Origin of the sequence: Candidatus Thiosymbion oneisti (assembly GCF_900092655.1) — a bacterium.
GTDB lineage: Bacteria > Pseudomonadota > Gammaproteobacteria > Chromatiales > Chromatiaceae > Thiosymbion > Thiosymbion oneisti.
On sequence record NZ_FLUY01000445.1, the window covers coordinates 1 to 10899 of the forward strand.

Here is a 10899-nt window from a genome sequence, read left to right on the forward strand (position 1 = left end):
CCTCTCCCGGCGGGAGAGGGGACATAGTAGCCAGTACCGTTGGTCATGTTATCACTTATACATTAGCCACTACCGGATTCCAGACTGTTCTATCCTCCCTCCCCGGCACGACCGTCGAGTCTGGTGAGCACCTGTCTGCGTGCAGGGATGCACCGGCAGGCGGCGAACCGGAGCGGTCCGGCGGAAACTTTGGAGTGCGGCGGCGACCTTGTCCCGGCATTGGTAGCAACCCACGCTACCTGGTGTAACCGGGGGTGCCGGCAGGTACAGTGCAACCCCGCCGCCGCTTTGGATTTGGCGACGCCTCTATCCCCGGCCAGGCGTTGCGGCCAGGGGAAAGCGCCGTCGCCGCGGCGCGCGTGGAACCCGTTGCCCAGGTTCTCGGCAAGCGCCGTTGGTATCCCCCGTCGCTGAGGTTCGATGCGGTCGCGCCGCTTTACCGGCGCACTCCAAAGCAGTCCGGAATCCATAAAGAGCCTAAAAATTTACCACTACCCCTTGGGATTCGTTTTTATGCGCACTCGCCCTGACCGTCTCAAGCCCTGATACCCTCGAAGATGTCCAGATACGCTTGGGCGGGCCCGGACCAGGAGTTGTCTGTGTGCATGCCGTTGAGTCGCAGCTGCCGGAAATAGGCCGGATACCGGAACCAGAGCCGGATGGCCCGCCGCAGGGCGGATTCGAGTCCTGCCGGGGTGGGATCGTCGAACAGGAAGCCGTTGACTTCCTCGAAGGCCTGGTCCGAGTAGTTGGCGTCGAAGACGCTGTCCGCCAGTCCGCCCACCCGACGCACCACCGGCACCACGCCATACTGCATAGCGGTCATCTGGGTCAGTCCGCAGGGCTCGTAGACGCTGGGGATGACCATGATATCCGCTCCGGCATGGATCTGGTGGGACAGTGCTTCGTTATACTCAAGGATCAAGCGGCAATCGGCACTCCCGTCGCTGTGGCGCCTGATCTCCTGAAACAGCTCGTCGATCCAGGGTTCCGAGGCGCTCCCGAGCAGGACCGTCTGGCAGCTGTTCTCCAGGGCATAGTGGATGGTGTGACGCATCAGCTCCACGCCCTTTTGGCGATCGAGCCGGCTGACGATGGCGACGATCGGTTTGGCGGCCTCTTCCAGCCCCAGCTGCTGGCGCAGCTGTCGTTTGTCGCAGGCCTTGCCGGGCAGGTACTCCGGGCCGTAGGTCTGGACGATGTGCGGGTCTGTCCGGGGATTCCAGGTGCCCTCATCGATGCCGTTGATCACCCCCCGGAGCTTGTGGCTGTGGGTATGCAGGGTCTCCTGCAACCCCATACCTTGATCCGTGTGCAGGATCTCCCAGGCGTGGCGGGGGGAGACGGTGGTCACGGCATCGGCGTAGACGAGCGCGCCCTTGAGGAGATTGGCGGCGTGCGGCCGATCCCGATCGAGCAGCCGATCACTGGTCATCAGTCGGGCCGGATCCAGGCCCACGGCGCGCAGCGGGTATTCCCCCGCCACCCCTTGATGGGACAGATTGTGCAGCGTGTGGCAGACCCGCGGACGCTTGAGCCCCAGGGCCTCATAGACCTCCCAGCGCAGCACCGGCACCAGGGCGGTGTGCCAGTCGTGGCAGTGAATGATGTCCGGTTGCTTGCCGGTCTTCAGCAGAAATTCGAGGACGGCCCGGCAGAAGAAGGCGAAACGCCCCGGATCGTCCACTTCGCCGTAGATGCGTCCGCGCTGGTAGAACCCATGGTCGGAATGGGGATCGATGAAAAAGCAATGAATCCCGTCCACATATCCGGATTCGACACTGCAAGCTAGCCACTGGTCGTAGAAGGGGACCTGCAGGTCCTCGTAGGCCCGATGCAGACCCTCGATCAGGTCCGGACGCAGGCAATCGTATTTGGGTAGGATGACCTCGACTTGATGGCCCTGTTCGGCCAGCGCCCGGGACAAGCCGTGGATGGCCTCTCCGAGGCCGCCTACCTTGGCGACGGGCGCGCACTCGGCGCCGACTTGGGTGATATACATGACTATCCGCCTTGGCTAGTACAGCCGAAGTGTCTCGGATCCAGGTCCGGGAACAGGTTGTCCATCCTTTCCAGCGCGGCGAGCTGTTCGTCTCGAATCCGGCCGTCGCGCAAGGCCCCGGCCAGGAAACGGAAACGGGCCAGCTGATCGCGCAGGCGCGACTCACAATAGTCCGACCCGGCACCCCGCCCCAGGTGGAAGGTCCAGTCCGAGCTCTGAGCCAGCAGCAGGGAGCGGGCCGCCTGCCGCAACAGGCGGGATGCCCCATCCCGATCCGGCATCTGTTGGCGTCCGTTTACCAGGGCTGCGAGTTCTCCTGCTGCCTGGTGCAGCTGGAGGTACACCCAGCCCATGTTCGGACGCAACCAAGCACCATTATAGCCCTGCTCGCCCCAACTGGAGGTCGCAGGACGAATCTCCCCCGCGGTCCCGTGCCGGCGGAGATACTCACCCAGGGTCACGGGCTGCATATCCGGTGCCGCGTCGAGGCAGCGGATCAGGGCGTCGAGAAAGGCCGGTCCCTCGAACCACCAATGGCCGAACAGCTCGGCATCATAAGGTGCAACGACGATCGGAGGCCGGGTGGTGAAAGACAAGGACCCGAGCAGCCGGCGGCGACCCGCCACGAACCGCCGCGCGTCACGCTCGGCCTGATCCAGGGCAGCCGCAGGCTCATAGGGGGCCTTGGCATCTGTCCTACCGGTGACCCGGTGAAACTTCAGCCCGGTCGGCGCGGCCTTGACGCCCGGGGGGAGAAAGTCCGCCAGGAGGTCCGAGTCGCCCTCGTAACCCAGATCCCAGTGGTACTCTCGGTACAGCGGGTGGCCGGGATAGCCGATGGTGGGGCACCAGAGCTCCCGCGCCGAGTCCGGATCCCGGCCGAAGACCGCAATTGCCTTACCCGTCTCGCCTGCCGTACAGGGTGCGTAGACGCCGTGGCGCGGGGGTGGCGATGCCTGTTGCAGCCCGTGGGCATCGAGGACCACATAGCGATAACCGGCCTGGGCGACTTCATGCTCGAGACCGGGATAATAGCCGCACTCCGGCAGCCAGAGCCCCGCCGGCGCATGGCCGAAGGTGGCTCGGAAATAATCCCACGCTACCCGCAGCTGGGCCCGCACCGCCGTCGGCTGGCTGCGCAGCAGGGGCAGATAGCCGTGGGTGGCCGCCGTGGTCATGAGCTCGACCAGGCCGCTTGCTTCGAGGGCCGCAAAGGCGGCGATGAGGTCACCGCCGAGCTCGTCCAGGTAGAAGGCCCGTAGACGCTCGAGGCGCTTACCATAGAAGCAGGCGAGGGAGCGGCGGCCCGGCTCGGACCGCGGGTCCCCGGTCAGACGCCCCGCGAGCCGAGCAAGGCGGTCGAGATAATCCAGATAGCGCCCCGCCAACAGGGGATCCGCGAGCATGCAGAGCAGGGTAGGGGACAGGGAGAGGGTAAGCCGAAACCTGGACCCGCGCGCAACCGCCGCTCTGAGCAGCCCGAGCAGGGGCAGATAGACATCGGTAACGGCCTCGAACAGCCAGTGCTCCTCCAGGTGCCGAGGGTGTTCCGGGTGACGGACAAAGGGTAGGTGCGCGTGCAGCAGCAGCGCGAAATGACCGTGATGATGGCCGGGCACTGTCACCCGTGCCCGGCGGCCTCCAGCCACGCCAGCAGACCTCCGCCGACGGCAAGGGGCTCTAACGCCGAGATGTCGATTGGACGGCGAATGTAGAAGCGTCCGTCCGCGCCGACCGCGATCGGGTGGCCGAACAGATCGACCCTGGAGCCCGCAGCGGCGCGTCCCTGAACGATCAGCTCCGCGTGGATCTCCAGGTCGGGCAGCGGGGGCAAGGCCCCGCCGGACAGCACCGCGCTGGATAAGGCCGCCCGGGGATCGTAGAGGGGTCCGGGCATATCCGCCGTCGCGGTGTCCAACCCCAGCGACGACGGCAGCAAGGGTGGGGGCATATCCACCAGCTGGGCGCCGGGGGGAAGGTCGGTCGTCGGCTCCAGGTAGGGCACCGAATCCTGAGGGATACCGGGCGGGAATTCCGGTCCCCGGTCCTGTAACCATGCTTGACCCGGCGCTTCCTCCAGGGATTCGGAATACCCCGGCGGCGGCACATCATCCGGCTCCAGGTTTGGAAAGAAGGGGTAGAGGGGCTCACCAACGGCCGCCAACGCCGCTTCTACGGAGACGTCGGAAGGAAACTCGGCCCTCGTCTCCGGGTGGGGAGCCGGGTCGTGAGGAATACCAGGTGAGAATTCGGGTCTCCAGTCGCGTAACCCTGCTTGGTCCGGGATCTCCTGCTTGGGGGTCTCCTGCTTGGGGATCTCCTGCTTGGGGGTCTCCTGCTCGGGCGTCTCTGGGCGGGGTGTCTCCGCCAGAGGGGCAGCATGCCCCGGTGGTGCATCACCCGACTCCCGATAGGACACCAGATACGGAGGGACGCCGGGTGGGTATTCCGGTTCCCGGTTCTCTGGCTGTATTCGGCCAGGCGCCTCTTTGAGGGTGTCGCAAAAGCCCCTCTCCCGCCGGGAGAGGGGTTGGGGAGAGGGGGTCAAAGGACGAAGATCAGTGCCTTTTGCGACACCCTCCTCTTTCGGGGGTGCGGAATGCCCCGGCGGCGAATCATCCGTCTCTAGGTCAAGCGCCGGATCCTCAAAGACACCGGACGGGGATTCCGGTTCCCGGTCCTGTAACCGTGCTTGGCCCGGCGTCTCCTCTGGGGGTGCAGGATGCCCCGGCGGCGGTGCATCATCCAGCTCCAGGTTGGGAAAGACAGGGTAGAGGGGCTCGCCGACAGCCGCCAACGCCGCTTCCACAGGCATGGCTTCGCTCTCCTTCGGTTGCTCCACCGCCGCAAGCGGTGCATTCCAGGCGTGCGGATTGTCCGGGACGGCTGTAGTCCGCGACGGGGGGAGCTGTCGGTCCGCCGACCGGACCCGGTTCGAGCGCGCCAGCAGCAGCCACCCCCCCGCGTCCGATTCCAGGCCAAGCTCGCAGCTATACTCAGCGCCGTCTCCGGGCAGGGCAAAGCCGTCCTCGCCCGCTCCTTCCGATGCACCGGACCCCTGGGGAAGGCTCGCAACTATCTCGATGCGGTCTTCCCGATCCAGGCGGCACAGCCGCAGCACCTGGCGCAGGCCCGTCCCGTCGCCGGGAAACAAGCGGCGTGCCGCGGTGAGTGCTTCCGACGTGACATACCATTGGGCCTGGAGATACCCCGGGTCCCGGTCGTAGAGCACCAAGGCCGTCTCCTCGAGTCGGGGCGCAGCTTCGCGGGAGATCTCCTCCGCCAGGGCCCGCAACGCCTGGGCATCCGACCTGCTCACCTGCCCTTCCGGGAAGGCCGGAGATCCCTTTGCGTCCGTGCCGAATCGTGATTTCATTTTATTTAACCGGATCTATCGCCGCAAATCAGCCGGCACCTAGAGAGCGGTAGCGACCGAAGTGATCGGCTGGATTCGCCCTGTTATACCTGTTTTCTCTCTTCTGCTTTGGTATAAACCAATCCACGCTCTTTCTGACGTAAGTTTCTTACCCAGGCGGAGCTATCAGCTATGGTGGCTTCGATTACGATTACGATTACGATTACGATTACGATTACGATTACGATTGCGATTGCGATCACGATTACGATCACGACAACGTTGATTGTTGAGATGTACTGTAGACGAAAACCGTATTTTTCAAAGTGCCCTTAACTTAATGACATTGGGGTGGGCTGTGTCCACCATGATGAGCGGAGGCGGATGGTGGGCGCGGAAAGCAGACTACGCGGGCGAGAAATACCAAGACAACACCGCTTGGTGGGCTACGATACTCATCACCCATCACTCACCACTCGTCCCAAGATGCGGTTCGCGCCTCCTCGCAATGCCATCCTGAGTGACCTACCGCGCTCACCGCATCCTACGCCTATCGAAAACGGAACCGTGGTCGTGATCGTGATCGGAGACGCAAGGCAAAGCAGGCACGGAAAACCTGATGGCTACGGGTTTCGACCCGGCACCTGGCCGAGACCGATGGAGACCACGAACTGCGAAAGAATTCTGTTTGTTATACTCATTCAATTGCTTGGCGGTGGGCAAGCTACAGTTAGCTTCTAAAAACTTTCGTGAAATCAACTTTTACTCCTTCACTTTCCACTATTTCCTCATGAAATAATTTTTTTCCTTCTTTATTTACCACGAAAATACTTCTTCCGTATGGTTCTATTGTCCACACGGTTTTAACGCCGGAGTTAACCAGAATTTTGGATTTTTCAAAAATTGCCTGAACACTTTGACTTGAAGAAATTACCTCAATCGCTAATATGGGTAAGTCTTTGATTTTTAATATATCTTCAAAAAAATTAGGTCGTATTTTTTCCTTTTTAAATACCGAAATGTCCGGTGTAAGACCCTTGTCTATATCCAGAGTCAACTCAGGTAATGGCTGTATGGAATTATCTTGCAATAATTGCCGCATTACTTGAACGCAAATATAACTATGGTTTAGGGAAGGCATTTCTTCCACCTGATTTTCCATAGCCTGAGTATTTTCAAGCATGAGGTTTCACCACTTCTCTCTTCTGCTTTGGTATAAACCAACCCACGCTCTCTATTTGTCACTAATTTAGCTCGGTAGGATGGGCAAAGCAAGCGCCGCTCAGGATAGTTTAAAGGTTTCGGTCAGCCACAGCGGTTTGCACACCGTCAAAAAATCGAAGATCAGATTATTGAAGAATCCGTAAAAGGACAGAAGGCGAGAACTCGAGAACAAATCGAGAGAGAAACGGAAATTCCAAGTAGTAGTATCTTCTCGCAATTTCACCAACTGTATCTTGCACCAATCGTTGTTGGAATTATTCTCGCTTTGCTGCTCAAGCTCATGGGAATCTAGTTGCTAACAATGCCGTCAACTCGGACGCATTTTCCGTTTGCTGTGCTTAATACAAGTCCACCGGTTGTGGCTGGTGTTAGTTACCAGACCACGATCGATGACGGCTGATCAGGATGCACCAAGCGCAGCGTGCCCATCAATGAAGAGTAGCTCCTGGCCGGTAGGCAGTGTGCCCGACAACCTGACAATTGATGTGTCTATGTAAACAGTTTTCCTTATATATCTTTGTGTCAAATGTAATAACAAAAAAGATGGGTGTCCTTTTGTTTTTTTGTTTATGCACAGGAAGTTGCTGAATAACACTGGCCTTCAGCGGAGCAGGCGCGTTAGCGACTGCATCCGCTGGAAGGCATTGTTAGGTACTATATTTCCCTAACACGGCTATGGAACTTATGCTCTAACTCTTCAATTTTCATCTCTGGAGAGACGTTGCTTGGATTAAAGATATCCAGAGCTTCTAGAAACTTGCCGTCTATAAAGTAGTGCAGTCGCCAAAAATCCCGCAACATGATGTTTGTTAGCGGATTCATTAGGTCTTGGCCAGTTGCCAGAGTTACAGCCATGTGGGCTTCATTGTGCCAACTTTCGAGCCGACGCGAGAAAACGGAAAAGGAATCAAAATCATTTTCCGCTACGCTATTAGTTAGTTTATATGGCCAGTTCATGTTTTTCCAGTCATTTTCACTAAACGGGGTGACCCCGCCAGCCCACGTGTTGTCTGCCTTCGATCTTTTTAAGTTACGAATGGCATGCCAATGAAAAACCAAAAAACCTGGCATTCGTCCGATGCCATGCCACCAATCGTGCATGGCTGCAAACTGTTGTAAGTATTGACTGGGATCACCTTGTTCATTTGCTCTGTCAGCGTACGAATCCATAAGAGTAATCACTCTGCTATGGGCCATTTCGTTTCTCCTTTTGTTTTGCGTGAGATTGAATTGAGTAGTCTACAAGACTCACGCTATCTTGCAGTGTCAAGTCCTGCCAGATTATAGACCTGTTTTTTGAACAGATTGGGCTGTTTTTGGTAGCAGTTCTTCATCACACCATAGCCCCAATCTCTTGGCAGTTAGGAATTGTTGACATTTAGTGAATCGCATCAGCCGGGTAGGTCGAATTAGGCGCGTCCTTTCCCCTGCCTTGATAGAGACGTTCGCTCAGGTCTCTGTAATATGTGAAGAACGTCTCAGCGATGTGACCGTAGAACAGGATGCCTCGGTTTTGGTGTTCGGGTCCCATTTTGGGAAAGGTGACAAGGGCAATATGTGTCTTGTCCGATAGCTGTGCAAATATCCCGTCAATACTCGTGAAATGTTCCTGCGATGGAACCATCACGATCTTGCTGTTTGGAACAAATTCTTTGAGAACCGCTTCTACTTTCTTGATGTCTTCTGACGAGCAGACTCTGTCTGTCGTCAGACGGGTGAAGGACGCCCCGGGAGGCAGAAGCCGTGACAGGTCTTGCTCACCGTAGGTAGTGGGGTTTTCCCGAAAGCATGTGCCTATCACCTCTCCCGCCGCGTGTTGGTACACATGGTTTGCGATCTTGAAATTCTCGGTGGGACTGCGGGAAAGGAAGTAATAGCCGTCGAAGGATTGCACCGACTTGCCGAGTTTCGCGATTATCCGGTGGGCTTGACCGGTCAAGCCGGCTTTCTTCTTTTTTCTCCATTCCCACAGGCGGTCAAGACCGAAACCGGCCAACAGCATGACAATGCCGACTAGGCTATTTATGATCCAATCCATTTAATTCTCTCCTAAGCTCAACGCCCACTCAGCGGCCTTCCAGCACCACCAGGGCATGGGCGGCGACCGGATAGCTGGTCTCGGGCCAGGATTCCTGTTCGTCCTTGGTCAGGATATCCCACGGCGTCGCGCGGGCGGTGTCCAGCGCCAAATGCCAGGCGCGTCCATCCAGCGCCTGCAGCGCGAAGGTCTGGGACGCCTTGCCCATGTTCATCAGGATCTGCAGGTCCTCTTCGCCCGGCCCCGTACCTGCCAGGGTGAAGCCCAGGCTGTGGCTATTCGGATCGTCCCACCGCGGAGGTCTACCCTTGGGACCTTGCCAGCTGATGTCCGGCAACGACGAGCCTTCTCGCGGCTGCCCGCTCAGAAAATACCGGCGTTGCAGGCTCGGATGGCGTTTGCGAAAGGCGATCAGCTCTCTGACGAAGCGCAGCATATCCCCGTTACGCTCGAGAAGCGCCCAGTCGAGCCAGCCCGTTTCATTGTCTTGGCACCAGACGTTGTTGTTACCGCCCTGGGTGCGCAGCACCTCATCACCGGCCAATAGCATGGGAACGCCCTGGCTCAGAAACAGCAGGCCCAGGAGATTTTTGGCCTGGCGCTTACGCAAGGCACAGATCTCAGGGTCGTCGCTCGCGCCCTCGACCCCACAGTTCCAGCTCAGGTTGTGGCTGCAACCGTCCTGATCGTCCTCACCATTGGCCCGGTTGCACTTACGCTCGTAGCTCACCAGGTCTTGTAAGGTAAAGCCGTCGTGGCAGGTGATGAAATTGACGCTGTTGATGGGGAGGCGCAGGTTCGCTTGATAGAGGTCGCTGCTGCCGGCGATGCGGCTCGCTACCTCACCGATGTTGCCGGGGTCGCCGCGGACGAACTGGCGCAGGCTGTCGCGGTAACGCCCGTTCCATTCCATCCAGCGGTAGCCGGGAAAGGTCCCTACTTGATAAAGCCCCGCCGCGTCCCAGGCCTCGGCGATGATCTTGGTGCTGGCGAGCACGTCCGACAACTCGATCCCCCACAGCAGAGGCGGATTGGGCAGGGGCTGGCCCTCCTCGTCCCGCGCCAAGGCGCTGGCCAGGTCGAAACGGAAGCCGTCCACGTGCATCTCGCGTACCCAGTACTCCAGGCATTCGATGATGAAGCGGGCAACCATCGGATGGTTGGCGTTGACTGTATTCCCACAGCCCGTAAAGTCCAGGTAGATGCTCTTGTCGATCTGATCGAGGATATAAAAGGTTTCATTACCGAAACCTTTGAGGTTGATGACCGGCCCGCCGCCGTCACCTTCCGCGGTGTGATTGAAGACCACATCCAGGATCACGCCGATCCCGGCCCGGTGCAGGGCCTTGACCATATCCCGGAACTCGGTGCGATGGGTGCCCGCTTCAGGTGAGCTGCAGTAACCGGGGTGCGGCGAGAAAAAGCTGTGCGTACTGTAGCCCCAATAATTGGTCAGCCCCTTCTCCCAGACCTGCTCGGGTACGTCCTGTATGTCGAAGGCCATCACCGGCATCAGCTCCACATGGGTGATGCCGAGGGATTCCAGATAGGGGATCTTCTCGACGATGCCGGCGAAGGTCCCCGGGGAGCGAACGCCCGCGGAGGCGTGGCGAGTAAAGCCGCCCACGTGCAGCTCGTAGACGATCATCTGCTCGCCGGGCAGATACAGGGGGATATCTTCCTCCCAGTCATAGTCATCCGCGAGCACCACCGCCCGCGGTGAGTCGTGGGGTTTGACCCCCTTGCGTTGGCGTTTCCAGCGGTCCCAGCTGTCGGTGGTCACGGCCCGGCCCCAGGGGTCGACCAGCTCCACCCGGGGATCGAAACGCCAGCCCTGACCTTGGGGGTCGTTGGGGCCATCCATGCGCCAGGTATAGTGGGTCCCCGGCGGCAGACCCACCACCAGCACATGCCAGGAGAAGAAGGTGTGGTTGATTTCCGGGTCCAAACCGATAATTTGGAAGGGCTCCGGGCTCCGGGCGTTCTCATACAGCAACAGCTCGGCGCCCGTGGCGTGTCGGCTGTAGACGGAGAAATTGACGCCTTCATCTCCGACCGTCGCACCGGCTGGATGACGGCGGCCAGGACGGGTCTCGTAGGGACCGGATGGTCTGCTCATCGCGAGCTCCGAACAGGGGTCAACGAAGGATTGCGGAGTATATCACGAGACGCCGGTGGCCCCGATCGAGGCGGGACGGACCATCAGGGCGGGCGCGTATAAATTTCTTTTTGATTAACAAGTTACTACCAGCCGTGTCGATTGGGCAAAGCCGGGAGCGC

The 10899-nt window shown here is 59.3% G+C and carries 9 protein-coding genes; 1 reads left to right on the top strand and 8 read right to left on the bottom strand.

Annotation, left to right across the window (positions count from 1 at the left end; genetic code table 11):
- Nucleotides 1-89: 89 nt before the first annotated feature.
- The 5 genes from BQ17_RS20245 to BQ17_RS04410 form a co-directional block, all read right to left on the bottom strand.
- Nucleotides 90-470 carry a hypothetical protein gene (locus BQ17_RS20245; protein WP_141699093.1) on the bottom strand — a complete coding sequence of 127 codons (381 nt, stop codon included), beginning with the start codon at nucleotides 468-470 and terminating at the stop codon, nucleotides 90-92.
- Between the two features lie 65 nt (nucleotides 471-535).
- Nucleotides 536-2002, bottom strand: coding sequence for a glycogen synthase (locus BQ17_RS04390; RefSeq protein ID WP_089724620.1), 1467 nt, complete (start codon nucleotides 2000-2002; stop codon nucleotides 536-538).
- Nucleotides 2003-2004: 2 nt separating this feature from the next.
- Complete coding sequence (locus tag BQ17_RS04395) at nucleotides 2005-3651, bottom strand: glycoside hydrolase family 57 protein (protein ID WP_176722290.1); 1647 nt, start codon at nucleotides 3649-3651, stop codon at nucleotides 2005-2007.
- Nucleotides 3624-5378: a hypothetical protein gene (locus BQ17_RS21460; protein ID WP_176722291.1), complete on the bottom strand. Its 1755-nt coding sequence runs from the start codon at nucleotides 5376-5378 to the stop codon at nucleotides 3624-3626. Before BQ17_RS21460 ends, BQ17_RS04395 begins: the two co-directional genes overlap by 28 nt.
- A gap of 709 nt (nucleotides 5379-6087) precedes the next feature.
- Complete coding sequence (locus tag BQ17_RS04410) at nucleotides 6088-6540, bottom strand: Uma2 family endonuclease (RefSeq protein ID WP_218068089.1); 453 nt, start codon at nucleotides 6538-6540, stop codon at nucleotides 6088-6090.
- Nucleotides 6541-6693: 153 nt separating this feature from the next.
- On the opposite strand from BQ17_RS04410, the gene BQ17_RS23950 reads away from it, so the two are divergent.
- Nucleotides 6694-6873, top strand: coding sequence for a YniB family protein (locus BQ17_RS23950; protein WP_089724636.1), 180 nt, complete (start codon nucleotides 6694-6696; stop codon nucleotides 6871-6873).
- Nucleotides 6874-7235: 362 nt separating this feature from the next.
- Here the strand turns inward: BQ17_RS23950 and BQ17_RS04420 are convergent, their stop codons facing one another.
- The 3 genes from BQ17_RS04420 to glgX all read right to left on the bottom strand — a co-directional run bounded on the left by BQ17_RS04420 (nucleotide 7236) and on the right by glgX (nucleotide 10738).
- The gene (locus tag BQ17_RS04420) at nucleotides 7236-7778 is read right to left on the bottom strand and encodes a hypothetical protein (protein ID WP_089724627.1); all 543 of its coding nucleotides are present in this window, start codon (nucleotides 7776-7778) and stop codon (nucleotides 7236-7238) included.
- Nucleotides 7779-7959: 181 nt separating this feature from the next.
- A complete protein-coding gene (locus BQ17_RS04425; RefSeq protein WP_089724630.1) occupies nucleotides 7960-8619 on the bottom strand; it encodes a hypothetical protein in 660 nt (219 codons plus the stop codon).
- Between the two features lie 28 nt (nucleotides 8620-8647).
- Nucleotides 8648-10738, bottom strand: a complete 2091-nt coding sequence (gene glgX / locus BQ17_RS04430) for a glycogen debranching protein GlgX (RefSeq protein ID WP_089724633.1) — start codon at nucleotides 10736-10738, stop codon at nucleotides 8648-8650.
- Nucleotides 10739-10899: the final 161 nt, after the last annotated feature.

What these genes read in the sequence shown, in the direction of transcription:
- BQ17_RS20245 (WP_141699093.1), bottom strand. Translation starts at nt 470, where the DNA reads ATGGATTCCGGACTGCTTTGGAGTGCGCCGGTAAAGCGGCGCGACCGC.
- BQ17_RS04390 (WP_089724620.1), bottom strand. Translation starts at nt 2,002, where the DNA reads ATGTATATCACCCAAGTCGGCGCCGAGTGCGCGCCCGTCGCCAAGGTA.
- BQ17_RS21460 (WP_176722291.1), bottom strand. Translation starts at nt 5,378, where the DNA reads ATGAAATCACGATTCGGCACGGACGCAAAGGGATCTCCGGCCTTCCCG.
- BQ17_RS04410 (WP_218068089.1), bottom strand. Translation starts at nt 6,540, where the DNA reads ATGCTTGAAAATACTCAGGCTATGGAAAATCAGGTGGAAGAAATGCCT.
- BQ17_RS04420 (WP_089724627.1), bottom strand. Translation starts at nt 7,778, where the DNA reads ATGGCCCATAGCAGAGTGATTACTCTTATGGATTCGTACGCTGACAGA.
- BQ17_RS04425 (WP_089724630.1), bottom strand. Translation starts at nt 8,619, where the DNA reads ATGGATTGGATCATAAATAGCCTAGTCGGCATTGTCATGCTGTTGGCC.
- glgX (WP_089724633.1), bottom strand. Translation starts at nt 10,738, where the DNA reads ATGAGCAGACCATCCGGTCCCTACGAGACCCGTCCTGGCCGCCGTCAT.